Here is a 23,853-nt window from a genome sequence, read left to right on the forward strand (position 1 = left end):
CTTGAGCGACAAATCCTATGCTATCGCAGAGGCTATGAAAAATGCCCCTGACGCGAATGTTCTGGCCATTGATGGTGGCGGCACGCATTGCCGTATCGCCTATGGCAGCTGTGAAAATCACAGCTTGGTGGATATGGGCGCGGCCAATGTGTCGAGTGATTTTGAGGGCGCAGTGAACACGATCCTTGGCGGGGTTGAGGCGCTTTGTGCCAAATTGCAAATGCCCGTTGCGGATCTTATCGCCTGCCCCTGCTATATCGGGGTTGCCGGGGTGACTGGGCCACAGATGGCCGCGCGCCTGCGCAAGGCGCTGCCCTTTTCTCATGTCCAAGTGACCGATGACCGACCCCCTGCCCTGCGCGGCGCTCTTGGGGCAAAAGATGGCGCGATTGCCCATTGTGGCACAGGATCATTTTGGGGGGTTCAACTGGGCGGGGCGCAAAAATTCGCAGGCGGTTGGGGCTATGTTTTGGGGGATGAGGCCTCGGGCCATTGGTTGGGGCGCGCGGCCCTCAGCGCCACGCTAGAAACCGTGGACGAGCGGCGGTGCGCCACTGATTTTTCGCAATCCCTGCTCGCCCAATATGATGGGGCGGCAGGGATTGTGCGCTTTGCCACCCATGCCCGCCCTGAGGAGATCGCGGCACTCGCGCCCTTGGTGTGCAGCGCCGCCGCCCAAGATGACCCTCTCGCCCTCGCCCTGATGCAGGCAGGGGCGCAAGAAATCACGCAAAGCCTAACGGCCTTGGGATGGCATGAGGGGCTAGATCTTTGCCTCACAGGGGGGCTTGGGGGCGAGTATCACCCCTATTTGCCACCCGCCTTACAGGCCCGCATCACCGCGCCTGCGGCCGCACCCATTATCGGCGCCCTCGCCCTTGCCTCGGATTTTGCCCGCGAGGGGGTTGCATGAGCGCGCGACACCACCTGATCCGCAACGCCCGCTATTTTGATGGCGCCACCCTGACGGGCCCCGCCACAGCACAGTTTGACGGCGATGATTTTGCAGGGGCGTTTGGCACGGATCACCACCTGCAAGGGGCCGCAGAGATTGATCTGGGCGGCGATATTTTATTTGCAGGCTATGTGGATTTGCAGGTCAATGGCGGGGATGGGATCTTGTTCAATTCTGCCCCTCATTGTGACGGATTGCGGCGCATCGCCAAGGCGCATCGCCGCTTGGGCACCACTGCCTTTTTGCCGACCCTCATCACCGATACCCCCGAAGTCACCCGTGCGGCCATCGCCGCCACCCAAGATGCTGTCGCGGCACAGGTCGATGGGATTGCGGGTTTGCACCTTGAGGGGCCGCATCTGTCACTGGCGCGCAAAGGGGCGCATGCGGGCGGCCTGATACGCCCGATGACCGAGCAGGATCTGGCGCTCTATCTTGACGCGGCGGCATCCCTGCCCTGTTTGAAACTGACCATCGCCCCTGAAAACGTCACAGAAGACCAAGTGGCCCAATTGGCGCGCGCAGGCGTCATTTTGTCCTTGGGCCACACGGATGCAGATTACGATACCTGCCTGCGCTATTTTAAGGCGGGGGTGCGGGCCACAACGCATTTGTTCAATGCCATGAGCCAGCTCAACAGCCGTGCGCCTGGCTTGGTCGGGGCGACCTTGGGCACGGGCAGCGTCAGCGCAGGTGTGATTGCGGATGGGGTGCATGTGCATCCACAATCCTTGCGCGCGGCATGGGACGCAAAAAAGGGGCCATGCGGGCTATTCCTTGTCACCGATGCAATGGCGGTGGCAGGTGGCGACATCACGGAATTTGACCTCGGCGGTCGGCGCATCACCCGAAAGAACGGGGTTTTGACCTTGGCCGATGGCACGCTTGCAGGCGCGGATTTAGACCTGACCCGTGCAGTGCAGGTGATGGTTGAGAATGTCGGCATCCCCCTTATTGAGGCCTTGCGCGCTGCAACCTCTATACCCGCAGCACTCATCGGCCTCCGCTATGGACAGGGGGGCCTGCCCCGCATGATGCGCCTTTCGACTGACACATGGACGCTCACCCCCTTGGAAAAGGATCTGACATGAAACGCTCTGCCATCAATGCCATCATGGCGGATGCCGATGAGATGATCCGCCAATTCGGCTTTGTGCTGCCGCCCTTTGCCTATTGGACAGCTGAAGAATTCGTGGCCCGCAAAGATCAAGCCGCCCACCTCATCACCTCGCGCTGTGGATGGGACATCACCGATTACGGTGCGGGCGATTATGATCGCATGGGTCTGTTCTTGTTCACCTTGCGCAATGGTCTTCTCGATGATCTGCGACAGGGGGGCGGAATGTGCTATGCAGAAAAGCTGTTGATTTCAAAGCAAGATCAACTCAGCCCGATGCACAGCCATATCCTAAAGGCCGAAGACATCATCAACCGCGGCGGCGCAAAATTGGTGGTCGAACTTTACGGATCAGATGATCACGGCAATTTCGCCGAGGATCGGGGTGGCACTGTCTTTTGTGATGGTCTGCGGGTGGAGTATGATGCGGGGCAAAAGCTGATCCTTGCCCCTGGTCAAAGCGTCACGTTGCGCCCCGGTGATTGGCACGCCTTCTGGGGCGAAGGGGGCGATGTTTTGATCGGCGAGGTTTCAACTGTCAATGATGATGAAACCGATAACATATTCCGCGACCCGATCGGGCGTTTTGCTGAGATCGAAGAAGATCAGCCCCCCACCCATCTTCTGGTCAGCGACTATGCGCGATGGTTGGGCTGACCCCTGTTACAGATTTTCTGATGTATAAATATCAAATTCCAAGGCCACACGTTGCGCGCCGCCGCGGGGGCCCGCTGACTTCGCCATGATCAATGTGTTGAGCGTTTCTTGTGCCAGACGCGCCATTGGGTGGGAAATGACCATCGTCAGCGTGCCATCACTGAGGGCGGCGCGGGTCTCGTCAAACAATTCGTAGCCAACTGTCACAAACCCCTCACGCTTTTCTTGCGCACGCAGGGCCGTCATCGCCCCCGTGATCCCGCCGCCTGACACATAAAGCCCGCATAGATCAGGATGCTCGTGGAATAGCTGATCAACCAAATCACGGGCGGCGGTCGCGGATTCATAGGTCGCAAGCGGCTCAAGCACTGTGAAGGCGGTGTTATGCTCGCGGAAATAGGATCGAAACCCGCTTTCATTCATTTCTTGGTTACGATAGCGGTGGTTGCCCAAAAGGATACCAATCTTGCCTGGTTCGCGGCTGATTTTATCAAAGGCCCAAGCGGCTGTGCGCCCGACCTTCCAATTGTCCAAGCCGACATAGCTGACATTATTGCGCGCTGAAAGCGGTGCAATCAGCGCCGCCACGGCCACACCTTTCTCGATCACTTCATCAAGCGCGTTTGACACCAAAGGGTGCTGAGCGGCCACAACCGCAATCGCCTCACAGCTTTGCGACATCCGCAACAGACGTTCCGCGATCTTCTCAGGCGACAGATCATCGAGATGCTCAAGCGTCAATTCCACCTGATCTTCGGCGCGCCCTTCGGCAGCCTCACGAATGGCACGGGCCAAATTATCGTAAAACCTACGCCCTTTTTGATGCAGCAAAACGCCCAAGCGATGGGTCTTGCGCAGGCCAGCCACAGAATGGCGCAGCGTGCCAAGCCCATAAAATCCGATGTCATGTGCCGCGGCCAAAACCCTATCGCGTGTTGGCTTTCGCACCGATTCTGGCTGATTCAAGACGCGGTTCACAGTCGACACAGAAACGCCCGCGGCCGCTGCAAGATCAGGAATGGTGGGGCGCCGCGCCGTCATAAAAATCTCATTTCATCTCAAATTCACGCCAATTTGATATTATTTGGCATGAAAATTTCTGAGATGTAAAGATATGATTGATTTGATCCAGATCAATTTCTCACAAATTGCGCAGCAAAGGACTGGCGCAGTTTGCGCTGTGAAACGACCCCATTTGCGAAGGGCAAGTTATGAACGATTTGGATTATGGAACCCGCGACAAACGCGGCAACTGGACACCGAATGCAACATTAGAAATCGCCCCTTTCTGGACTGGGAAATGGGGAAAGATGGCACATTTCATCCTCGATTATTTCTGGCCTTGGAACGCGTTTCACATGGCAACCGCCCTGCTCTATTGGGCGTTTGTATTGCCTGATGTCGAGGTGATGAAAAGCTTTTCCTGGGATTGGGCGCTGTATCTCTTTGCGGTCAATGCAGGCGGGATTTTTGTCCTTTATGGCAGCATTGAGCTGTTTTTCTATATCAAACGCAAGCAAGAGACGCGGTTTAAATACAACGCTAAATTCCCATCCGAGAACCCGTCAGATGTGTTTTGGTTCAAAAGCCAAAACCTTGACAATTTCCTGCGCAGCTTTCTGGTCGGCATCCCGATTTGGACAGCGATTGAAGTGGTGATGCTACTGTGCTTTGCCAATGGCATCCATCTCTTTGGTTGGGTGGATTTCCAAGACAATTGGCTGTGGTTGATCGCGCTGACCCTTCTGGTTCCTGCGATCCATGAGATTCATTTTTTCTGCATCCACCGCCTGATCCACACGCCGTTTCTCTATAAACACGTGCATTCGGTGCATCATAACTCGATCAACCCCAGCCCGTGGTCATCCTTGTCGATGCACCCTGTCGAGCACCTGTTCTATTTTGGCGAGATTTTCTGGCATCTGATTATCCCGTCCAATCCGATTGTGATGATGTTCAACAGCCACGCGGTCGGCTATGGCGCACTGAACGGGCATATTGGCTTCGACAAACTCGAAATTACCGATGATGTCCAAATCGACAGCCATGCCTATGCCCATCACCTGCATCACAAATATTTCGAGGTAAATTACGGCGCGGATGGTCTTGTGCCCCTCGATAAGTGGTTCGGGCTTTGGCATGACGGATCAAAAGAAGCGGACGAGCAAATGAAGGCCCGCTTCCGCCGCAAAAAAGAGCGGCTCAAGGCAAAACAGGCACCACAAACACCCGCAGAATAATCCCACAACACCCGAGGCGGAGGACGCCTCGGATGGCAGGGGCTGCGGTTTTTAAGATTGCCGTATCGCGGCAAAAATAGGGAGGAAACTAGAAATGAAACTATCAAAATACATACTCGCAGCCGCAGGTCTTGCAATGTCTGCGACATTCGCGATGGCCGATGGTGGCCCCAATATTTTCGTGATTGGCGGAAAGCCAGACGATCCATTCTGGTCGCGCGTGAAACTGGGTGCGGAACATGCGGGTTTGGTCGCCGAAGCGCATGGCGGCTCGGTGACATGGCTTGGCCCACAAAACTATGACAATCTGGGCCCTGATGCCGCTGAATTGATCCGTCAAGCCATCGACCAGGGTGCCGATGCGGTTGTCGGCCCAAACTGGGTGCCCGAAGCGATGGATCCCGCATTCGAGGCCGTTGTCGCAGCAGGAATTCCTCTTGTGATCTATAACGCAGGCGGCATTGAGGCGGCAGATCGCCTTGGCGCAATGAACTATGTTGGTGCGGTTGATTACAATTCTGGCTATGCGGGGGGTGAATATCTCGCGGCGGCAGGACATACCAACGGCGCATGCGTGAACACCCTGCCCGGTGCCGCGAATATCGAAGCTTTCTGCAACGGCTTTAACGATGGCATCGTTGCAGGCGGCGGCACGGGTTCCGTGTTGCAATTGCCAGCGACCGCCTTTGGTGACTCGACCGCCGTAGCGCAGGCTGTGCGGGCGCATCTTTTGCAAAACCCCGATATCACAGCAATGTTCGCCATTGGCGACCAAGACACAAACGCCACGATCAGCGGCATTCAGCAGGCTGGAAAGACCGGGTCAGTTCATGTGTGCGGCATGAACTTCAACGACTCGATCCTTGCGAATATTCAATCGGGCACTCAGGCATGCGCGATTGATCAGCAAGGCTATCAGCAAGGCTTTTTCGCCGTGTCGATCCTGACCAACCACGTGCAATATGGCACCACGATCCCGACCCGTGAAATCCTCACAGGGCCTGGCATTGTCGATGCAAATAACGTGGATCTGGTGATCGCGGGCGTTCAGGCGGGCGCGCGCTAAAGCCAAGCGTCTTTCAAGAAAACTTCGCGTGCGCTGCCTAACTCCCAAGGGGTGGCGCGCGCCTCTCTTTGCAGCACAAGAAAGCCTTAGCAATGCAACCTGCCCCTCGCCTAGATCTGCGCCTCAGCGCCTTTTTCAAACGGCCTGAAATGGGGACAGCATTGGGTTTTCTTGCGGTCTATGTCTTTTTTGCAATCATGGGCGGCCCCGTTTTCATTGGTGCGCCGGGTTGGTCAAGTTGGCTGAATATCGCCGCCGAAGTTGGCATTATTGCCCTGCCTGTCGGTTTATTGATGATCGCGGGGGAATTTGATTTGTCGGTCGGGTCGGTTGTCCCCGCAGCCTCTATGACAACGGCCATGCTTGCAGGGCATTACGACTTTCCTGCGCTCGTGGCGATTTTCGGCGGCTTAGCCGTGGGGTTGGGGGTCGGCTTTATCAATGGTATCATCGTCACGCGCAGCGCGATCCCCTCCCTAATTGTGACCATTGGCGTTATGTTTGCGGTCATGGGGCTAACCCTAGGCATCGCCGTGATGATCAAGGGTTCCACCAGCGTCTCTTATGTCCCTGCCCCACTTGCCAAAGCGATGCTCGGGCAATTCATAAACGGCATGTTCAACGTGGCAATTTTCTGGTGGCTTGGATTTGTCGCCCTTGCCTATTTCGTTTTGCATATGTCACCGCTTGGAAATTGGATATTCGCCCTTGGCGGCGACCGCGAAAGCGCGCGCAATGCCGGCATTCCGACACGCAAGTTGACGATAGGTATGTTCATGGCCTCTGGGTTTTGCGCGGCCTTTGTAGGCGTTGCTCAGGTCATGACATATCAACAAGCACAAGTGGCAGGCGGTCAGGCGTTTATCTTTAACTCGATCATGTGCGTGGTGATCGGTGGCGTCCTGCTGACAGGCGGTGCGGGCTCAATTCTTGGGATATTCCTTGGCACCATCACCTTCGCAGTGGTCAATCAAGGCGTGTTTTTTGCAGCGCTCGACCCCAATATTGGCTCGATCATTGTAGGCGCGCTGTTGTTGGTGGCTGTTCTGTCCAACGACACGTTCCGTAGGCTTGCCGCCCAAGCAAGCCGCACAGCGAAATAGGAGGGGGGCATGATCGGTCTTTCACTTTTGGCACGCCCCGCAAGCGCATCGGTTCTCAGCCTCTTTGCCGTTTTGCTGTTTTACGTGCTGATTGGCGGCGTCAATCTTGAGACATTATTCGGTGCGGCCAGTTGGGCCAATTACGCAGCGCGGATTGGGATTGTGGCCTTACCCGTGGGATTGTTGATGATCTCTGGCGAGATTGACATCTCCATCGGCGCCATGATCCCTGCGGGTGCGATGAGCGTTGCGATTATTTCTGGCCATTACGGCCTTCCCATTGCCTATGGTATCGCAGGCGCCCTTGGGATTGGACTAATCGTGGGCTTTATCAATGGTATCCTAGCCGTGCGCACCAATGTGCCGACCCTCATCATCACCTTGGCCACGCTGGTCGGAATGCAAGGGGTGGTCTTGGCAGGTTCTAAAATTTTGACGGGCAGCGCCTCTGTGCCGCTGAATGCCCCTGATTGGGCCAAGACCCTGTTTGGGGATTTCATTTTTGGCGGCGCACATCAGGTGCTTATTTTATGGTGGATCGGATGTGCGGTTTTGGCTTGGGTGTTTTTGCATCACAGCCGCTTTGGCAATTGGATTTTTGCCATTGGTGGGGATCGTGAAAGCGCGCGAAATGCGGGCATCCCCGTAGATCGCATGACCATCGCGCTTTTCGTGATGAGCGCCACCTCCGCCGCCTTTGTGGGAATGTGTCAGGCCATTTTGTTCAATTCCGCCCAAGTATCGGGCGGCATGAATGATATTTTCAACATCATCGTCAGCGTTGTTGTGGGTGGTGTATTGCTGAGCGGTGGGTTTGGCTCGATCACAGGAATTTTCGTAGGCACCCTCACCTTTGCCATCGTCAACAAAGGCATCGATTTCACAGATATTGACCGCAATTGGTCAAACTTCATCATCGGCGTGATGCTTTTGATCGCGGTCGCGATGAACACCAGCTTTCGGCAAATGGCCTTTGGCCTTGTTGGGGCAAAATCCAAACGCCGCCCAAAACCAGCGACCCCAGCGCCTTAACCGAACCCATCGGGAGATCAAACCTGTGACACAACACCACCCAGTTCTAGAGATGCGCAAGGTCGACAAAAGCTTTGGCCCGATTGATGTCCTGCATGAGATCAGCCTCAAGGTGCATGAGGGCGAAGTTTTATGTCTCTTGGGCGATAATGGCGCGGGCAAATCGACCCTGATCAAAACTTTATCAGGGGTGCATCAGCCCACCCGCGGCGAGATGTTCATGGATGGAAAACCCGTGAACTTCACTGGCCCCAAAGATGCGCAGGACATGGGCATTGCAACGGTGCATCAATTCGGCGGAACCTATCCTCTGATGTCGATTGGACGGAATTTTTTTGCAGGGGCAGAACCAACAATCGGCTTTGGCCCGTTCAAGATTTTTGATCGAAAAACCGCCAATCGCATTGCGGTGGAACAGGTGCAGAAATTTGGCATCACCCGCATTGATGATGGTGACCGGTTGGTCGGCGGCCTCTCAGGGGGCGAGCGGCAATCGCTTGCGATTGCGCGCGCGGTCTATTTCGGGGCACGGGTTTTGATCCTTGATGAACCGACAGCGGCCCTTGGGGTCAAACAAGCGGCCCATGTGCTGCGTATCGTCAACGAAGCCAAAAAGCGCGGGCTTGCGGTGATTTTCATCACCCATCAGGTCATGCATGCCATGGCCGTTGGCGATCACTTTGCCGTTCTCATTCGTGGCGCGGTCGCCGCTGATTTCCGCAAAGGCGAGAAAACCCGTGAAGAAATCGCTGATTTGATGGCGGGCGGGGAATCTATGGCAGACCTTGAAGCCACCATCGAAGCGCAGATCTAACTGTGATCGGAGACAAAAATTGAGTATCAGACTTGCTGTTATCGGGGCGGGGCTAATGGGGGCGGATCACGCACAGATCATCGCCGAAGAATTGCCCAATGCCACGCTTGAGGTGATCTGCGATATGGACGAAACCCGCGCGCGCTCTGTTGCGGATCGCTGCGGCGCGCGGGATATATCTACAGACCCCGCTGCGGTGATTGCGCGCGCAGATGTCGATGCGCTTGTGATCGCCTCGCCCGATTTTACTCACGCGCCCCTCTCTTTGCGGGCCACCCAAGCAGGTAAGCCTGTTTTATGCGAAAAACCCCTCAGTCAAGATGTCGCCGAATGCCTCGCGGTGATGGAGGCTGAAATCACAGCTGGCCACCGCCATGTGATGTTGGGCTTCATGCGCCGCTATGACCAATCCTATATCGAGATGCGCGATGCCTTAACCCAAGGGGCACTTGGCCGCGCCTTGATGATGCATAATTTCCACCGCAATGTGGAAACGCCGAATGCAGAATTTACAGGGGCTATGGCGATCACCAATTCTGCGCCCCATGAATTTGATGTGGTCCGTCATGTTTTGGGCTGTGAATATACATCCATCAGCGCGTATCAACCGCGCCGTTCAGATGATGTCGTGGCCCCTGTGATTATGGTGCTTGAGACGGATGATGATCAACTGGTCACCATCGAGATCAACAACAATGCGGCCTATGGGTATGATGTGCGGGCCGAATTGGTTGGGGAGACAGGCAGCATCACCATGGCCCCCATCGCCTATACGCGGCTCGATGCAGGGCTGCAGGCCGCTACCCGATATGAAAGCGATTGGCGTGGCCGCTACCACGAGGCCTATCTGCGCCAAAACCGCGATTTCTTGACCTTTGTAGACAGCGGTCAATTCCCTTCCCGCGCGGCAGATTGTTGGGATGGCTATGCCGCCGCCGTAGTCGCGATGGCAGGCACGCGTGCCTTGGCCGAAGGGTGCAAGCACCCCGTCACCATGGCCCCAAAACCGGAGTTTTATAAATGAAGCTTGGCTTTGTATCCGACAGTCTCGGCGGGTTGTCTTTTGAGGATATGCTTGATCATGCAGCGCGCCTTGGTGTCAGCGGGGTTGAGGTCAATACTTGCGGTTGGTCAACCGCACCCCATTGCAGTCTTGACGACCTGCTTGATAACAGCGCCGCGCAGAAAACCTTCCTTAAGGCTTTTGCCGATCGAGGCCTTGAGATCATTGCGTTTAATGCCAATGGCAATCCATTGCACCCGACCGACCCCAAACAAGGGGCCGATCTGCGCCGCACGTTACGACTGGCCGGCCAGATGGGGGTAGCCAAAGTTTGCACAATGTCGGGGCTGCCCGCAGGTGCGCCGGGTGATACGATGCCCAATTGGGTTGTCTCAAGCTGGCCCCCTGAAACGCAGACGATCTTGACCTATCAGTGGCACGAAAAACTGATCCCGTTTTGGACTGACATCGCCAAAACTGCCGAAGCCGAAGGGGTGCGCCAGATTGCGCTCGAATTGCATGGCAATCAATGCGTCTACAATGTGCCGTCTTTGCTGAAACTGCGCGCGGAAATTGGGCCGATTATTGGGGCCAATCTTGATCCCTCGCACTTGTTTTGGATGGGGGCAGACCCGCTCATCTCGGCTGAGGCTTTGGGTGCTGCAGTGTATCATGTGCATGCGAAAGACACCTTCCTAAACCCCCCTGTGCAAGCCACAACCAGCTTGCTTGAAAATGGCTCGTTGTTGGATATCCCTGCGCGCAGTTGGTCATACATCACCTTGGGCTACGGTCATGGCGCGCATTGGTGGCGGCAATTTTGTTATCGGCTTAAAATGGGCGGCTATGATGGGTGGCTGTCCATTGAACATGAGGACGTGCTGCTCAATTCGCTCGAGGGTTTGGAAAAATCAGTGGCGTTGCTGCACGCCGTGATGCCCGACAAACCCGCAGATTTTAAACTACAGGATATTTAACCGTATGCCCGCTAGGGCAGAGGTTGACTGACACAGAAGAAAGGACTGACCATGGCCGAATGGATTGACGCCTGCGCCGCCACTGACATCGCCGAAGAAGATGTGATCCGCTTTGATCACGGGGATCGTACTTTTATCATCGTGCGCGATCACGAGGATAATTACTATTGCACAGACGGGCTCTGCACCCATGAAGATGTGCATCTGTGCGAGGGCTTGGTCGTAGAAGCCACGATTGAATGTCCAAAACATTCCTCGATTTTTGATGTCAGCACAGGCGAAGTTGAAACACCCCCCGCCTGCGAGAATTTGCACACCTATAAAACCAAGGTCGAAGCGGGCCGCGTGTTTGTGGAGATCTAAAAGATGGCCTTTGAACTCGCCGCATGTGCCGAAATGTTGTGGCAGGATAAACCGATCTCATGGCGGGCGGCGCGCCTGCATGAGATGGGGTTTGGCGTGGGCCTGTGGAATTGGCCCGCTTGGGATATTGATGCCCTCGCCCGCACTGGTGCGACTTTCACGATAATGAACGGCTACCTGCAGGGTCGATTGGCCGATGCAGAGGGCGCAGATATGCTTTTGGCCTCTGCGGCCGAGGCGGTTGAACAAGGCAAAAGGCTTGGTGTGGCGCGGTATAATTTGCATGGCACGGGTCTGGGCGATCAGGGCCTGCCAATCCCGCAGCTTGCCCATGTCGCGCCTGGTATGTGGCAACGCGCACGCGACACGTTGCATCGCATCTGTGATCTTGCCGCGCGCGAGGGCGTGGTGTTTACGCTCGAAAACCTCAATCTGCGCGACCATCCAGGATGCCCGTTTTCAAGCACGAATGACGTCTTAGAACTGGTGTCGAGCATTAATCGCCCAGAACTGCGGATCAATCTTGATCTTTACCACACGCAAATTGGCGAAGGCGATGTGATCCGATGGGCTGAGGCCTGCCTGCCTTGGATCGGCGAGGTGCAAGTGGCCGACAACCCTGGCCGCTGCGAGCCTGGAACAGGTGAAATGCATTGGCCAAACATTGCCCGCGCCCTTCAGAAAATGGGCTACAACGGCCCCGTGGGCATGGAGGCCTTTGCCTCCCGCACCCCTGAGGAGGCGTTAGACGCGTTCCGCACAGCCTTTACCCTATCGCCACAGTTTTAATCAGCGAGACATCCCATGTATCACAATCGCCCCCATGTCGAAGATATTCGCGCCATGAAAAAGCGCGGTGAAAAAATTTCTATGTTATTCGTCACCACGCCTGAGGAGGCCGCCGCAGCCCATGCAGCGGGTATTCACATGCTCTCGATTGAGGGGCGCTTTTTTGATGCAGAGATGCGCGAAGCGGCCGGCGATTGTTTCGTTCAGGTCGGCCTGCCCTATGGCGGTTGGGGGCGTTTCGAAGGGCGGCCCATTGCGACCGCCGAAGATTACCTGTGCGCGGCCTTTCATTACGCGGGGCTGGGCGGCGATGCCTATTACTGCGCCGCCTCCTATGACATTCAAAAGGTGTTGTGCGACAATCACTTGCCCGTTGTGGGGCATATCGGTCTAATCCCAAGTTACATAACCTGGACAGGATGGCGTGCTGTTGGAAAAACCGCAGACGAGGCCGCCGCGCTTTGGCGCCATACCAAAAAGCTTGAAGAAATCGGCGTTTTTGCCGCTGAGCTTGAAGTCGTGCCTGATCGTGTCGCGCAATATCTGACCGAGAATTCATCTCTCGTGATGCTGGGCATGGGGGCAGGCAAATATGCGGATGCGCAATATCTCTTTACCGAAGATGTCTGCGGCTATGGCAAAAACCACAAACCGCGGCACGGCAAAATGTATCGCAATTTCGCCCCTGAATTTGAACGCCTTCAGCAAGAGCGCATCGCAGCCTTTCGTGAATTCAAGGCAGATGTCGACCAAGGCGGATACCCCGAAGCAGGGCATAGCGTGGCGATAGCGGATTCTGAATATGATGCTTTTCTTGCCAAACTCGGCGCTTGACGCGGACGCGGGCATCCTCACATTTGGCGCTAACACTTGAGACTCACACTCCCACGGGTTTTGACCCGAAGAAAAGGCACAGATCATGTTGAAAGTTGGACTTCTCGGCGCGGGCCGCATCGCGGGCGTGCATGCCACAGCCATTACCTCACACCCCCAAAGCGAGTTGGTCGCGGTATCAGATTTCTATCCTGAGGCGGCTGAAAAATTGGCGGCGCAATACGGGGCTGTGGCGCGCAGCACGGATGAGATCATCGCAGACCCCGCGATTGACGCTGTGCTGATTGCAACCTCAACCGACACCCATTCCGATTTGATGGAGGCTGCCACCCGCGCGGGCAAGGCCGTGCTGTGCGAAAAGCCCGTTGACCTCAGCCTTGAGCGCGCGCGCGCCTGCCAAAACGTGGTCGATGCCACAGGCCGCCCCGTGATGATCGGGTTCAACCGCCGCTTTGACACAAATTTTGGCGCGCTTAAAGCCGCGCTTGCGGGCGGCGAGATTGGCAAGGCGGAATTGCTCTCGATCACCTCTTTTGATCCCGCCCCCCCACCTGTTGCTTATATCAAAGTCTCTGGCGGGATTTTCCGCGATATGATGATCCATGATTTTGACATGGCGAATTTCATCATGGGCTCTGCCCCTGTTTCGATCAGTGCCACGGCCTCCTCAATCGTGGATCCAGACATCGGCGCGGCAGGTGATTTTGACACGGCGATTGTGACCTTGCGCTATGCAGGCGGCGAATTGGCCGTCATCAAAAACTCGCGCCGCGCGGTTTATGGTTATGATCAACGCGTGGAGCTGCTTGGGTCAGAGGGCCTCTTGCAGGCGCAAAATATGCTTGAAAATACGGTCGTAAAATCAGGCACCGATGGCGTAACGGGGGCCAAGCCCACCTATTTCTTCCTTGAACGCTATATGCAGGCCTACAAGGCTGAATGGTCGGCCTTTGTTGCGGCGATCACCGAAGGGGCCGCCCTGCCCGTCACCTTGGCCGATGGGGTTTTGGCCCTTGCAATGGCCGAGGCGGCAACAAAATCCGCGAAAACGGGGCAGCCCGTTCTTCTGGCTGACATCTAAGGCGGGGCGCATTCCATGAGCAGTTACGCCCTTCGGGTGCAATGCAGCAGCAGGCGGGGTATTGTGGCCGCGATTTCCACATTCCTCGCCGATCAAGGCTGCAACATCACCGACAGCGCCCAATTTGACGACACCGAAACGGGTAATTTCTTTATGCGCGTCAGTTTCCGCTCGGAACAAGGTCAGGGGCTAGACGGGTTGCAGGATGCATTTGCCCCAATCGCCGCGGCCTTTGGCATGGAGGCCGAATTTTTTGACGAGGCCGTCAAGCGCAAGATGGTCATCATGGTTTCCCGCTTTGGTCATTGTTTGAACGATCTGCTCTATCGGTGGCGCATCGGCGCCTTGCCCGTTGAGATTGTTGCGGTGATCTCGAACCACATGGATTATCAAAAACTGGTGGTGAACCACGACATCCCGTTTCACTGCATCAAAGTGACCAAGGAAAACAAACCAGATGCCGAGGCGCGCATTATGGCCGTGGTCGAAGAAACGGGGGCAGAATTGGTCGTCCTCGCGCGCTATATGCAGATTTTGTCAGATGATCTGTGCCGCAAAATGTCTGGGCGGATTATCAATATCCACCATTCCTTCTTGCCCTCTTTCAAAGGCGCGAACCCCTATAAGCAAGCGTTTGAACGAGGGGTAAAACTGATCGGCGCGACCTCGCATTATGTGACCGCTGACCTTGATGAAGGCCCGATTATCGAGCAAGATATCATCCGCGTCACCCATGCCCAATCGGCCGAGGATTATGTCTCGCTTGGCCGTGATGTTGAGGCGCAAGTATTCGCCCGCGCGATCCATGCCCATGTCAAAGGGCGCGTGTTCCTCAACGGCGACAAGACCGTGGTTTTCCCGCCCTCACCTGGCTCCTACGCCTCGGAGCGGATGGGATAAACCCCGCAGAAGAAAGGCCCAAAACCATGCCCCAATTGCAGCTCAAACCCTTTGGCAGCCATGGCAAAACCCATGAGATTACCCCCGCAAGCGCGGGGTGGCGTTATGTGGGATTTTCGCTCTATCGCCTGCGTGCAGGCGAAAAGGCCGCTGAACTCACGGGGGCGAATGAGGTGATTTTGGTCATGGTCGAAGGCAAGGCGCAGATCACCGCCGCAGGGCAAGATTGGGGCGTGTTGGGGGATCGGATGGATGTGTTCGAAAAAACCCCGCCCCATTGCCTTTATGTGCCAAATGACAGCGATTGGTCTTTGGTGGCGCAGACTGATTGCACGGTCGCGGTTTGTGCCGCGCCTGGGAAATCGGGCCACGGGCCGCGCAAGATTGGCCCTGACGGGATCACGCTGACGCAGCGGGGCGAAGGCAACAACACCCGCTTCATCAACAATATCGCGATGGAAGCAGAAGATTACTGCGACAGCCTGCTGGTGACCGAGGTATTTACCCCCGCAGGGAATTGGTCATCCTATCCCAGTCATCGCCATGATGAGGATGATTATCCCAATATCACCTATCTTGAGGAAACCTATTACCACCGCATCAACCCTGCCCAAGGTTTCGCGCTGCAGCGCGTCTATACCGAAGATGGCAGCTTGGACGAGGTGATGGCCGTGCAAGATCACGATGTGGTTCTGGTGCCACGCGGCCACCACCCCTGCGGCGCACCGCACGGGTTTGAACTTTATTACCTCAACGTCATGGCAGGCCCGTTGCGCAAATGGCGCTTTCAGGCCGATCCCGCTGTTGATTTTTTGATGCCAAAATAACGCAGACAAAAGCCGCCTGCCGCACCGCCACCATCCTAAAACGGACAGCGCCCTTCGCTTGCACAGGGGTCACTGCGCCGCATAGCAGCGCATAGCAGCGCGCAAACGGCCCATCGGAACACCGCACTTAAATCTAGTGTTTTAATATGAAATGGTGCCCCCACACGGACTCGAACCGCGGACCCTCTGATTACAAATCAGATGCTCTACCAGCTGAGCTATAGGGGCACTGCGCGGGGAAATAGGGCTTTATGCGGGCGGACGCAAGAGGCTGCTTGAAAAATTTCCGAAAGAAACATTCAGCCTCTCTGCGGCATTAGGATTTGCGCAAATCCTGACCCTTCTGTAATTTGCACCTTAGGGTTACGAGCGATAATAAGGACTGGGCCTTTTATGCAGGTTGCTTTTCATCTCGGTGCGCCATGCACGGATGACGATATGTTATTGGCTGCGCTAAACAAAAACACCGCCGAATTGGCGGCCTTAGGGGTTGCAATCCCTGAGGCGGGGCAATTCCGCACCGTGCTGCGCGACACCATGCGCGCACTCAAAGGCAAGGCCGCTTCGCGCGAGATCACCGAGGCGCTTTTAGATGCGATACTGGGTGCGGGAACGCCCAAGCGTTTGGTGTTATCTGACCCAAGGCTTGTCTCGATCAATCGTCTTGTTGCGCAAGGTGCACAATTTTGGCCCGCGATTGAGCGGCAGACTGACAATATGCGCGCCCTTTTCCCCGAGGCCGAGATCGAATTCTTTATTGCGTTGCGAGATCCAAGCACGCTTTTGCCCGCATTATTTCGGGCATCGCGTTATGATGACTTCAACGAATTTGCGGCGGATATACAGCCCGAAGCCCTGCGGTGGTCAGAGATGCTGCAACGGCTGCGCGCGGCTCAACCTGATGCACAGCTGACAGTTTGGGCCAACGAAGATACGCCCTTGATTTGGGGCGATGTGATGCGTGCCTTGGCGGGCCTACCGCCCGACACCCGCCTCAAGGGCGAAAGCGATTTGGTCGCGTCTTTGCTTGATAAATCTGTGGCCGCGCAGATGGAGCTTTACTTGATGACAAACCCGCCCCAGTCGACCGCGCATTTACGCCGTATCCATCTGGCATTCCTAGAGCGATACGCGAAAGAAGATCTCATGGTTGAGGCCTGCACAATCCCAGATTGGGATCAAACCCTGCTCGACCGAATGAGTGCGGCCTATGAGGCGGATTTGCTCAGCGTGGCACAGATCGAAGGGGTGAGGATGATTGCGCCTTAGCGCATCCCAAGCGCCTCTTTATACATTTCAAGCACGGCTTCTTCTTCGGCGATATCGTCAGGTTCACGCTTGCGCAATGTAATCAGCTTGCGGATGACTTTGGTGTCGTAACCGCGCCCTTTGGCCTCGGCCATCACCTCTTTTTGTTGATCGGCGATGTCTTTTTTCTCGGCTTCGAGACGCTCGAACCGCTCGATAAAGGCGCGCAGCTCATCTGCGGTGACCCGATAGGTCGCATCCGAGGAGGAGGGGGCAGCGGGGCTTGGGGCAATTTGGTCATCCATGACACATCTCTCCTTAGGGCGGGTCAGCGCAATTCTGCGGCCCATGACCTAGCGCCTGTCCTTGGCTTTCGCAAGCGCGTTTGGCGCAAAGGGATTGCGCGAAGGCCGCAATCGCGTTAGCCCGCAGGCGGTGAAGTCTAAGCCCAAGGGAATATGCGCGATGGAATGGCTTGTTTGGATCGGGACGGGGCTAACACTGATCGGTCTTGGCTTTTTGGCCTATTGCATTTTCGCGGCCATGGCCGCCAAACGCGCGGGCCTGCCTGAGGCTGAGTTGCGCGCAAAATTGCAACGGATCGTGGTGATCAATATGGGCGCGCTTTTGCTCTCAGCGCTCGGGCTGATGTCCGTGGTGGTTGGAATTTTCCTCGCCTGAAACGCGCGGCTCAATGGGCCGCCTGTGCGGCACAATCACGGCAAAACGGCGTAAAGGGCAGAACCTCTAGCCTGTCTTCGGCTATTGGCAAATCGCAAGAGGTGCATATCCCATATTGCCCTGCATCTATGCGCGCGATTGCCGCGTTTATCATCGCAATCTCATGCTGTGCTTCAAGGCCAAGCGCCTCAAGGGCCTCGTCATCTTCGCGCTCTTTGGCGGCTTCGGGCCAATCGCGCGAATGGGGGGCGTCAAGCGCATCCTCCACAGTGTGAATGCGCTGATCCAATTGCGCCAAACGTGTCTGTAATTGATCACGCTTTGCGGCAATCGCAGTTTTACTCAGATGGCCACTCATAACCCTATCCTTTCCTAAAACTTGCCTGTTCACCCCCCAACAGTGCCGCGAGGCAGGCAGCGCCGCTTTGATTTGTGTCAACTTCTGCAATTGCCCTTGGCCCCAACCCTGCCTAGATTGGGCGAGATAGCCGCCCAACCAAAGGATGCCCCGAAATGGAACTGCGCCAAATCACCGATAAAATCTTTGTCTCGCCGCAAGTCGCACCCGAGGATTTGGCCGCCCTCAAAGCAGAAGGGTTCACAGCCTTGATCTGCAACCGCCCCGATGCCGAGAACCCCGAAGCCCTCCAAGCAGCGGCATTTGAGACCGCGGCCGAAGCGGCGGGCTTGGAATTTGTCTATAACCCAATGGGGGCTGCGGGGTTAAGCATGGACATGATTGACGAACAGGCCGATGCGATTGAGGGCAGCAGCGGCAAGATTTTGGCCTATTGCGCCTCTGGCACGCGTTCGGCGGTTTTGTCGGCCTTTGCCCTTGCAGGCACCATGGCGCGGGATGATATTTTGGACGCGATTGCCACTGCGGGCTATCCGATGCCCCATCTCGGCCCGCAGATTGACCATGTGGCATCCACCCGCGCGGATGGCTGAGGGAAAGATACAGCCGCCATGGCCGCCTATGACCGAGATCGCCGCACCCCTGTTGATTGGGTCGTAAACGCCCTGTTCCAAGCGGTTCTGGCGGCGGCACGCGCCCTGCCCTATGCGCAGCGTGTGGCCTTGATCGGATGGCTGACGCGGCGCGTGTTGGGGCCGCTTGCGGGGTTTCGCCGCCGCGCGATGGGGCATCTGGCCTATATCTGGCCTGATCTGCCCGAGAAACGGCGCGCGGATATTGCCGATGCCAGTTTAGATAATCTGGGCCGTTCGGTGATCGAGCAATATTCCGCACCCGACCTGATTGCCCGTGCAGGGCACTGGCAGCCTCATGGCGCGGGATGGCAGGCGGCCGAAGCCGCGCGACAGGCGGGGCGCCCGATCCTGTTTGTCTCAGGCCATTTCGGCAATTACCAAGCCTTTCGCAGCGCCATGAACCAACGCGGCTATCACATGGGCGGGCTCTATCGCCCAATGAACAATGGCTATGTGAATGCCCATTACGAAGATACGATGCGCGCATTCGGCGGCCCCGCCTTTCCCCGCGGGCGGCGGGGCGTGGCGCAATTCCTGCGCCACATTAAGGGGGGAGGGCAATGCGCCATCTTGTTGGATCAATATTTTGCAGACGGGGTGCGCGTTGATTTCTTAGGCAAACCTGCACCAACGGCCCTGACGGGGGCGGAAATGGCGTTGCGCCATGACGCGCTGGTTGTGCCAATTTTTGCACGCCGCTGTGAAAATGGCTTGGATTTCGATATTCTGGTCGATGCGCCCATCCCGCATGACACAGCCGAGGCCATGACGCAGGCCATTTCAGATGCAATATCGCGGCGCATCCGCGAAACACCCGAACAATGGCTGTGGGTGCATCGCCGCTGGAAGCCGGAACGCCAATTGCGTTATTTTGATCTAGATCCCGAAGAGGAAGAGGCGCTGCGCCGCGATTTGTAGCGCCCCGTTTATTGAGGCGCCCGTGCAGCCCCCATCACAGGGCCAAGCGCACCAGCGCCAAGACGGGCCTGCACCACCACGGCCAAATCCGTCTCTGCCTCTGCCGTGATCGTGCGCACAAACGGGGCGCGGCCATCCCAATCGCCCAAGATTTCCAAACCCCGCACCACATTGCTGTAATGGGCATCACGCCCCGCATTCTCGCCACGGGTGATATCCACCTCAGCACGCGGGGTATAGCGGATCACCTGCACCACCATTGGCGCAGTCTGCGTGGTTTGCGCCGTCAGGCGATAGCCGTCTGCACTGCGAATAAGCTCGACCGCAACAGGATAGCCCTGCGCGGCATGGGCGCGGATCAAATCGGCCAATTCCATCGGCTGCGCCCCCACCAGATGATCATGCCCCCCCACGACCATATGCGGCGTATAAACCCGCCGCCCCCCTGCGGCGCGCACATAGGCCTCTTGGCGCCGCGAGAATTGAGGTTGGGCGAATGTGTCGGGCCAACCGATATAATCCCAATAATCCACATGCAGACCCAAGGGCAAAACATCGCCCCGCGTGGCCAATTCATTGAGCAAGGCATCCGCAGGCGGGCAAGAGGAACAGCCTTGCGAGGTGAACAATTCCACAACAACAGGGCCTGTTGCGGATAATTGCGCCTCGGCCATTTTGGGGGAAAGGGCCATGATGGCTAAAATCGCAAAACAGAGCGCCTGCACCATGGGGCGCAGGCCAATGACCATCCGACCTAGAACCATTTGCAGCAGCGAGCCTGTCATCATCATCCCTCTTGCACTGTCCCCTTTCACATAGGCCGCTTTTCGCGACTGCGCCAATCAAGCCTTTGCGAGCCACGGTAATATTCCACCCATGCCACAACTATGGCCGCGATTGTTATCGAAGGAAACCAAAGAAGCGTTAAATCCAACGCGGCGTGGTTTGAATATAGCGCAGTCCCTCAACGCCGAACGCGTGGCGCAACCCCTCCTCCTCAGGGGCAGCAAATCGTTGATCCACCATCCAAAAATAGAGATAGGGGATCAAGACAGGCGATAGCGCACCCAAAACCAATACCCACCCGATTAAAATCAACACCATGCCTAAATAGATCGGGTTGCGGCTATATTTGAACGGGCCAGATGTGATCAAAGCCTTTGGGGTATGGCGCGGTTCAATCGGTGTTTTGGCCCGATAGAAAAACCAAGCCGCCCATAAGATCACGGCGACCCCCACAGCGATGGTCAAACCCCCGCCGACACGAAACACGGGGCCAAAGGCCATGATCAGGGGCAATTCTCGCGCCAAGATCCACGCCACCGCTGCGGCAAGGAACAGCCATATCGGTGGAATATCAATATAGGCCCGTAACGCCCTCATAGCGTGATCTTTGGCCAATCGCGCGCAGGCGCAACATGCAGCCTTGTGCCCCGATACCGCAACTGGCGCCATCCCATGACGATCTGCCCCCAAATCCGCCGTGTCCGAAACCCAAGCGCCGCCATGCCTGACACCGGCAAGCGCGGCTTTTCAACGGCATCAATCAATGATCGAGTTTCAAGCGCCTGCGGCACCCCATATTGCGCACAAATATCCAATTGCACCGCCAAAGCAGGAACAGCCTGATAGCTGCGCATCCCATATGTGGAGGAAATAATCGCATCCGATGGCCCACCCACACGCAGCGCGTGATCAAGCATCAGCTTTGCCCCCTTAGGATAGGCGATATAGGCCGCAGAACCCGTTCGATCCTGCCACAGGCGCAGCATCGGGGCCGCAGAATGCAAGACACGGCCCAAAACCTTTTTGCGACCGCGCGTCTCAAGCGAGATGTGATCGACATCGGTCAACCCCGCAACACCCGCGAGGAAGGCGGGCAAATCCGCGGCCAAGGTCGCGTCATCCTCTAAAATCAAATGCGGGACATCCGCCGCAATCACAGCGCGCCACGCGGCCATATGCGAAGCGCAAAGCGCCATTTCTGTCACCCGCAAGGGGCGCTGCCACCGATGCCATACAGGATCATCGGCAGGCGGGGTTAACGTGTCGGGGGTGATCGCCTCAATCCGCGCCCAGTCCAGACCGAAATGATCCATCTGCGCGGCCATAAACGCCATACGATCCGTGGCCGTTGCCATATTGATGATCAACACCTTCATCGGCCAAAATCCATTGCAGACAAATCCCCGTCAATCAGCGCCAAATATTGCGCCACAACGCGGGATTTGGTGAATTTCTCGGATAATTGCGCTTGGCCCGCTGTCACCAATTGCGCGGCCAAGTCTGGCTCCGCCCGCAATCGCAAGAGCGCCTGTGCCATTGCATCAACATCGTCAATGTCAACAAGCAGCGCATCCTTGCCATCCTCACAAAACCATGATGGCCCCTCGCTGCGCGTGGCGACAACAGGGGTGGCACTGCGCCATGCCTCGAGAATGACATTCCCAAGCGGTTCATGGCGCGAAGGCATGACATAGGCATCTGCGCTGGCCACAAGATGCATCGGCTCCTCGACCCAACCCAAAAAGCGAACGCGATCTATCACCCCAAGATCACGGGCAAGCGCCTCGAGCGCGGGGCGTTTTTCGCCCTCACCCGCGAGCCATAAATACGCGCCCTCCACCTGTGCGAAGGCACGGATCAGCGTGTCAAACCCCTTGCGATGAATGAAACGCCCCGACCCGACAATCAAAAAGGCATCGTCAGGCGTGTCATAGGTGGTGCGCGCGATCGCACGCGGTGTCACCTCGCGCACGAAATTGGAAATCACCCCAAGGGGACGCTGCCAACCCAAATCGCGGCAAGCCTGCGCAATACCGGGCGTATTCGCAACGATCACATCATTGCGTGCGAAGTTTTTCAAATGGCGCGGATAATCCCCCAAGCGCGTGATCCGCACCCCCCCACCCGATTGGGGCAAGAGTTTCGAGGCGCGCGACATCCATGCAAATGTCGCATCTGGCCGCCACGCCGCGCGCATCTGGCGCAAGCGCCACCGCAGCCAAAGGGATTGAGGGCTGAGAAGCCGAAAATTGGTTTCATAAATCGCGCCAAGCGGGCGAAGATCCTCGGCCCAAGCCCGATTGGGGCGGATCACAAAACGCTGCTCAACCCCCGCTTCAGCCAAAGCCTGACACAGATTGACAAAGAACCGCTCCGCCCCGCCATCGGTGCCAAAATGCATATGGATCACGCGGCGTCCGGTCATCGCAGCGCCTTTTCTTCGGCCAGATTTTGAAAAAGGGTTACATATTGCGCGATCACTGCCTCTTTGGAAAAGCGTGCTGCAAGGGTTGCAGCGCCCGCTTCGGCCAATCGCGCGCGCCGCGCAGGATCTGCCCCCAGCCGTGCAATCGCGGCCCCCATCGCAGGCGCATCATCAATATCAACCAAATCCATATTCTCGCCATCCACCCCATACCAGAGCGGCCCCTGACTGCGCGTGGCGACCACGGGCAGCCCTGCCGCCCATGCCTCGAGGATGACATTGCCCAAAGCCTCATCACGGCTCGGCATGGCCAAGATATCGCAGGCCTGCACAAAAGGCAGAATATCCCCTTGCCACCCCAAGAAATGGACGCGGGACACAAGACCAAGATCGGCAACCAAGGCGCGCAAATCCGCCTCTAGTGGGCCATCACCGATCAGCCACAATTCTGCGTCAGGTGCGTGGCTCATTGCGCGGATCAGCGTGTCAAACCCCTTGATCCCGACAAAGCGGCCAATCGCCACGACCCGCCCGCCTTTGGCGCGGGGGGCTTGGGGCACATGCGCCCCCGATGTAGTTTTCGGCGCGGGCGGAAAGTTTGAAATCACGTGTGCTGCGCCCTGCCACCCTTGGCCGCGAATATGGGTGATAATGTCGGGCGTGTTGGCAATTACTGCGTCAAGACGCGGGAAATATTTGATATTGAACGGAAAATCGCCAAGGCGCAGCACCTTGACCCATGGGCCATCGGGGATCAGGCGCGCAACGGGGGCGCGCCATGCCATCACCACATCAGGCGCGAACCGCGCAATTTGGCGATGCAAGCCCCAAAGACGCAGGAGCGAGATCGGATCACGGCGCAAATAGGTCGCCTGATGCACGCGCCCGCGCGGGGCCAATTCGGGCAGCCAGATTTGCGCGGGCCGCACGGCAAATTCTTGTTCGATCCCCGCCTCATGAAACCCTTGGGTCAGGCGAAGGAAGAAGCGCTCTGTGCCACCATCGCGCCCCATCATGATATGGAAGATCCGTTTGACCACGCGC

Annotated in this window: 28 protein-coding genes and 1 tRNA gene; 20 read left to right on the forward strand and 9 right to left on the reverse strand. The window is 56.8% G+C overall.

What is annotated here, in order from left to right:
* The first annotated feature begins 1 nt into the window (after position 1).
* From RYZ18_RS04090 to RYZ18_RS04100, 3 genes are read left to right on the forward strand one after another with little or no spacing between them, the layout of a single operon-like run.
* The gene (locus RYZ18_RS04090; RefSeq protein WP_317655103.1) at positions 2–913 is read left to right on the forward strand and encodes a BadF/BadG/BcrA/BcrD ATPase family protein; all 912 of its coding nucleotides are present in this window, start codon (positions 2–4) and stop codon (positions 911–913) included.
* A complete protein-coding gene (nagA, locus tag RYZ18_RS04095; RefSeq protein ID WP_317655104.1) occupies positions 910–2,046 on the forward strand; it encodes an N-acetylglucosamine-6-phosphate deacetylase in 1,137 nt (378 codons plus the stop codon). Before RYZ18_RS04090 ends, nagA begins: the two co-directional genes overlap by 4 nt.
* The gene (locus tag RYZ18_RS04100; RefSeq protein ID WP_317655105.1) at positions 2,043–2,729 is read left to right on the forward strand and encodes a D-lyxose/D-mannose family sugar isomerase; all 687 of its coding nucleotides are present in this window, start codon (positions 2,043–2,045) and stop codon (positions 2,727–2,729) included. Before nagA ends, RYZ18_RS04100 begins: the two co-directional genes overlap by 4 nt.
* A gap of 6 nt (positions 2,730–2,735) precedes the next feature.
* Here RYZ18_RS04100 and RYZ18_RS04105 read toward each other — a convergent pair whose 3' ends face one another.
* Positions 2,736–3,770, reverse strand: a complete 1,035-nt coding sequence (locus tag RYZ18_RS04105; protein WP_317655106.1) for a LacI family DNA-binding transcriptional regulator — start codon at positions 3,768–3,770, stop codon at positions 2,736–2,738.
* A gap of 170 nt (positions 3,771–3,940) precedes the next feature.
* On the opposite strand from RYZ18_RS04105, the gene RYZ18_RS04110 reads away from it, so the two are divergent.
* The 13 genes from RYZ18_RS04110 (at position 3,941) to iolB (ending at position 15,758) form a co-directional block, all read left to right on the forward strand.
* On the forward strand, positions 3,941–4,969 hold the full coding sequence (locus RYZ18_RS04110) for a sterol desaturase family protein (protein ID WP_317655107.1): 1,029 nt from the start codon (positions 3,941–3,943) through the stop codon (positions 4,967–4,969).
* 94 nt (positions 4,970–5,063) lie between these two features.
* A complete protein-coding gene (locus RYZ18_RS04115) occupies positions 5,064–6,035 on the forward strand; it encodes a substrate-binding domain-containing protein (RefSeq protein ID WP_317655108.1) in 972 nt (323 codons plus the stop codon).
* 92 nt (positions 6,036–6,127) lie between these two features.
* On the forward strand, positions 6,128–7,138 hold the full coding sequence (locus tag RYZ18_RS04120) for an ABC transporter permease (RefSeq protein ID WP_317655109.1): 1,011 nt from the start codon (positions 6,128–6,130) through the stop codon (positions 7,136–7,138).
* Between the two features lie 9 nt (positions 7,139–7,147).
* Positions 7,148–8,170 carry an ABC transporter permease gene (locus RYZ18_RS04125; protein ID WP_317655110.1) on the forward strand — a complete coding sequence of 341 codons (1,023 nt, stop codon included), beginning with the start codon at positions 7,148–7,150 and terminating at the stop codon, positions 8,168–8,170.
* A 25-nt stretch (positions 8,171–8,195) separates the two neighbouring features.
* The gene (locus RYZ18_RS04130) at positions 8,196–8,984 is read left to right on the forward strand and encodes an ATP-binding cassette domain-containing protein (protein ID WP_317655111.1); all 789 of its coding nucleotides are present in this window, start codon (positions 8,196–8,198) and stop codon (positions 8,982–8,984) included.
* Between the two features lie 19 nt (positions 8,985–9,003).
* On the forward strand, positions 9,004–10,008 hold the full coding sequence (locus RYZ18_RS04135) for a Gfo/Idh/MocA family oxidoreductase (protein ID WP_317655112.1): 1,005 nt from the start codon (positions 9,004–9,006) through the stop codon (positions 10,006–10,008).
* Positions 10,005–10,964, forward strand: a complete 960-nt coding sequence (locus RYZ18_RS04140) for a sugar phosphate isomerase/epimerase family protein (protein ID WP_317655113.1) — start codon at positions 10,005–10,007, stop codon at positions 10,962–10,964. Before RYZ18_RS04135 ends, RYZ18_RS04140 begins: the two co-directional genes overlap by 4 nt.
* 51 nt (positions 10,965–11,015) lie before the next feature.
* On the forward strand, positions 11,016–11,327 hold the full coding sequence (locus RYZ18_RS04145) for a MocE family 2Fe-2S type ferredoxin (protein WP_317655114.1): 312 nt from the start codon (positions 11,016–11,018) through the stop codon (positions 11,325–11,327).
* A 3-nt stretch (positions 11,328–11,330) separates the two neighbouring features.
* On the forward strand, positions 11,331–12,116 hold the full coding sequence (locus tag RYZ18_RS04150) for a TIM barrel protein (protein ID WP_317655115.1): 786 nt from the start codon (positions 11,331–11,333) through the stop codon (positions 12,114–12,116).
* A 15-nt stretch (positions 12,117–12,131) separates the two neighbouring features.
* Entirely contained in the window at positions 12,132–12,950 is an 819-nt protein-coding gene (locus RYZ18_RS04155) for a 3-methyl-2-oxobutanoate hydroxymethyltransferase (protein ID WP_317655116.1), read from the forward strand.
* An 85-nt stretch (positions 12,951–13,035) separates the two neighbouring features.
* On the forward strand, positions 13,036–14,031 hold the full coding sequence (gene iolG, locus RYZ18_RS04160; protein WP_317655117.1) for an inositol 2-dehydrogenase: 996 nt from the start codon (positions 13,036–13,038) through the stop codon (positions 14,029–14,031).
* 15 nt (positions 14,032–14,046) lie between these two features.
* Positions 14,047–14,931 carry a formyltetrahydrofolate deformylase gene (gene purU / locus RYZ18_RS04165; protein WP_317655118.1) on the forward strand — a complete coding sequence of 295 codons (885 nt, stop codon included), beginning with the start codon at positions 14,047–14,049 and terminating at the stop codon, positions 14,929–14,931.
* Between the two features lie 26 nt (positions 14,932–14,957).
* Entirely contained in the window at positions 14,958–15,758 is an 801-nt protein-coding gene (gene iolB / locus RYZ18_RS04170) for a 5-deoxy-glucuronate isomerase (protein ID WP_317655119.1), read from the forward strand.
* A 152-nt stretch (positions 15,759–15,910) separates the two neighbouring features.
* On the opposite strand, the gene RYZ18_RS04175 is transcribed toward iolB, so the two are convergent.
* Positions 15,911–15,986: transfer RNA gene (locus RYZ18_RS04175), tRNA-Thr, on the reverse strand.
* Between the two features lie 165 nt (positions 15,987–16,151).
* Here RYZ18_RS04175 and RYZ18_RS04180 point away from each other — a divergent pair.
* Positions 16,152–17,027, forward strand: coding sequence for a hypothetical protein (locus RYZ18_RS04180; RefSeq protein ID WP_317655120.1), 876 nt, complete (start codon positions 16,152–16,154; stop codon positions 17,025–17,027).
* On the opposite strand, the gene RYZ18_RS04185 is transcribed toward RYZ18_RS04180, so the two are convergent.
* Positions 17,024–17,311, reverse strand: a complete 288-nt coding sequence (locus tag RYZ18_RS04185) for a DUF2312 domain-containing protein (protein ID WP_317655121.1) — start codon at positions 17,309–17,311, stop codon at positions 17,024–17,026. The genes RYZ18_RS04180 and RYZ18_RS04185 overlap by 4 nt on opposite strands.
* 160 nt (positions 17,312–17,471) lie before the next feature.
* Between RYZ18_RS04185 and RYZ18_RS04190 the strand changes: the two genes are divergently transcribed.
* On the forward strand, positions 17,472–17,687 hold the full coding sequence (locus RYZ18_RS04190) for a hypothetical protein (protein WP_317655122.1): 216 nt from the start codon (positions 17,472–17,474) through the stop codon (positions 17,685–17,687).
* Positions 17,688–17,697: 10 nt separating this feature from the next.
* Here RYZ18_RS04190 and RYZ18_RS04195 read toward each other — a convergent pair whose 3' ends face one another.
* Positions 17,698–18,045, reverse strand: a complete 348-nt coding sequence (locus RYZ18_RS04195; protein ID WP_317655123.1) for a TraR/DksA family transcriptional regulator — start codon at positions 18,043–18,045, stop codon at positions 17,698–17,700.
* A gap of 155 nt (positions 18,046–18,200) precedes the next feature.
* On the opposite strand from RYZ18_RS04195, the gene RYZ18_RS04200 reads away from it, so the two are divergent.
* The gene (locus RYZ18_RS04200) at positions 18,201–18,638 is read left to right on the forward strand and encodes a TIGR01244 family sulfur transferase (RefSeq protein ID WP_317655124.1); all 438 of its coding nucleotides are present in this window, start codon (positions 18,201–18,203) and stop codon (positions 18,636–18,638) included.
* An 18-nt stretch (positions 18,639–18,656) separates the two neighbouring features.
* Entirely contained in the window at positions 18,657–19,598 is a 942-nt protein-coding gene (locus RYZ18_RS04205; protein ID WP_317655125.1) for a lysophospholipid acyltransferase family protein, read from the forward strand.
* A gap of 8 nt (positions 19,599–19,606) precedes the next feature.
* Here RYZ18_RS04205 and RYZ18_RS04210 read toward each other — a convergent pair whose 3' ends face one another.
* The 5 genes from RYZ18_RS04210 to RYZ18_RS04230 form a co-directional block, all read right to left on the reverse strand.
* A complete protein-coding gene (locus RYZ18_RS04210; RefSeq protein WP_317655126.1) occupies positions 19,607–20,383 on the reverse strand; it encodes a DUF1223 domain-containing protein in 777 nt (258 codons plus the stop codon).
* A 139-nt stretch (positions 20,384–20,522) separates the two neighbouring features.
* The gene (locus RYZ18_RS04215; protein WP_317655127.1) at positions 20,523–20,981 is read right to left on the reverse strand and encodes a methyltransferase family protein; all 459 of its coding nucleotides are present in this window, start codon (positions 20,979–20,981) and stop codon (positions 20,523–20,525) included.
* Complete coding sequence (locus tag RYZ18_RS04220) at positions 20,978–21,760, reverse strand: glycosyltransferase family 25 protein (RefSeq protein ID WP_317655128.1); 783 nt, start codon at positions 21,758–21,760, stop codon at positions 20,978–20,980. Before RYZ18_RS04220 ends, RYZ18_RS04215 begins: the two co-directional genes overlap by 4 nt.
* On the reverse strand, positions 21,757–22,809 hold the full coding sequence (locus tag RYZ18_RS04225; protein WP_317655129.1) for a glycosyltransferase: 1,053 nt from the start codon (positions 22,807–22,809) through the stop codon (positions 21,757–21,759). The genes RYZ18_RS04220 and RYZ18_RS04225 overlap by 4 nt, the downstream gene beginning before the upstream one ends.
* The gene (locus RYZ18_RS04230; RefSeq protein WP_317655130.1) at positions 22,806–23,849 is read right to left on the reverse strand and encodes a glycosyltransferase; all 1,044 of its coding nucleotides are present in this window, start codon (positions 23,847–23,849) and stop codon (positions 22,806–22,808) included. The genes RYZ18_RS04225 and RYZ18_RS04230 overlap by 4 nt, the downstream gene beginning before the upstream one ends.
* Positions 23,850–23,853 lie beyond the last annotated feature (4 nt).

The organism is Roseovarius sp. 10 (assembly GCF_033100315.1).
In the GTDB taxonomy this organism is placed as follows: domain Bacteria; phylum Pseudomonadota; class Alphaproteobacteria; order Rhodobacterales; family Rhodobacteraceae; genus M30B80.

Bases quoted from the DNA above. Each gene is read 5' to 3' on its own strand.
- nagA (WP_317655104.1), top strand. From the start codon at position 910: ATGAGCGCGCGACACCACCTGATCCGCAACGCCCGCTATTTTGATGGC.
- RYZ18_RS04100 (WP_317655105.1), top strand. From the start codon at position 2,043: ATGAAACGCTCTGCCATCAATGCCATCATGGCGGATGCCGATGAGATG.
- RYZ18_RS04105 (WP_317655106.1), bottom strand. From the start codon at position 3,770: ATGACGGCGCGGCGCCCCACCATTCCTGATCTTGCAGCGGCCGCGGGC.
- RYZ18_RS04110 (WP_317655107.1), top strand. From the start codon at position 3,941: ATGAACGATTTGGATTATGGAACCCGCGACAAACGCGGCAACTGGACA.
- RYZ18_RS04115 (WP_317655108.1), top strand. From the start codon at position 5,064: ATGAAACTATCAAAATACATACTCGCAGCCGCAGGTCTTGCAATGTCT.
- RYZ18_RS04120 (WP_317655109.1), top strand. From the start codon at position 6,128: ATGCAACCTGCCCCTCGCCTAGATCTGCGCCTCAGCGCCTTTTTCAAA.
- RYZ18_RS04125 (WP_317655110.1), top strand. From the start codon at position 7,148: ATGATCGGTCTTTCACTTTTGGCACGCCCCGCAAGCGCATCGGTTCTC.
- RYZ18_RS04140 (WP_317655113.1), top strand. From the start codon at position 10,005: ATGAAGCTTGGCTTTGTATCCGACAGTCTCGGCGGGTTGTCTTTTGAG.
- RYZ18_RS04145 (WP_317655114.1), top strand. From the start codon at position 11,016: ATGGCCGAATGGATTGACGCCTGCGCCGCCACTGACATCGCCGAAGAA.
- RYZ18_RS04150 (WP_317655115.1), top strand. From the start codon at position 11,331: ATGGCCTTTGAACTCGCCGCATGTGCCGAAATGTTGTGGCAGGATAAA.
- RYZ18_RS04155 (WP_317655116.1), top strand. From the start codon at position 12,132: ATGTATCACAATCGCCCCCATGTCGAAGATATTCGCGCCATGAAAAAG.
- iolG (WP_317655117.1), top strand. From the start codon at position 13,036: ATGTTGAAAGTTGGACTTCTCGGCGCGGGCCGCATCGCGGGCGTGCAT.
- purU (WP_317655118.1), top strand. From the start codon at position 14,047: ATGAGCAGTTACGCCCTTCGGGTGCAATGCAGCAGCAGGCGGGGTATT.
- iolB (WP_317655119.1), top strand. From the start codon at position 14,958: ATGCCCCAATTGCAGCTCAAACCCTTTGGCAGCCATGGCAAAACCCAT.
- RYZ18_RS04180 (WP_317655120.1), top strand. From the start codon at position 16,152: ATGCAGGTTGCTTTTCATCTCGGTGCGCCATGCACGGATGACGATATG.
- RYZ18_RS04185 (WP_317655121.1), bottom strand. From the start codon at position 17,311: ATGGATGACCAAATTGCCCCAAGCCCCGCTGCCCCCTCCTCCTCGGAT.
- RYZ18_RS04190 (WP_317655122.1), top strand. From the start codon at position 17,472: ATGGAATGGCTTGTTTGGATCGGGACGGGGCTAACACTGATCGGTCTT.
- RYZ18_RS04195 (WP_317655123.1), bottom strand. From the start codon at position 18,045: ATGAGTGGCCATCTGAGTAAAACTGCGATTGCCGCAAAGCGTGATCAA.
- RYZ18_RS04200 (WP_317655124.1), top strand. From the start codon at position 18,201: ATGGAACTGCGCCAAATCACCGATAAAATCTTTGTCTCGCCGCAAGTC.
- RYZ18_RS04205 (WP_317655125.1), top strand. From the start codon at position 18,657: ATGGCCGCCTATGACCGAGATCGCCGCACCCCTGTTGATTGGGTCGTA.
- RYZ18_RS04210 (WP_317655126.1), bottom strand. From the start codon at position 20,383: ATGACAGGCTCGCTGCTGCAAATGGTTCTAGGTCGGATGGTCATTGGC.
- RYZ18_RS04215 (WP_317655127.1), bottom strand. From the start codon at position 20,981: ATGAGGGCGTTACGGGCCTATATTGATATTCCACCGATATGGCTGTTC.
- RYZ18_RS04220 (WP_317655128.1), bottom strand. From the start codon at position 21,760: ATGAAGGTGTTGATCATCAATATGGCAACGGCCACGGATCGTATGGCG.
- RYZ18_RS04225 (WP_317655129.1), bottom strand. From the start codon at position 22,809: ATGACCGGACGCCGCGTGATCCATATGCATTTTGGCACCGATGGCGGG.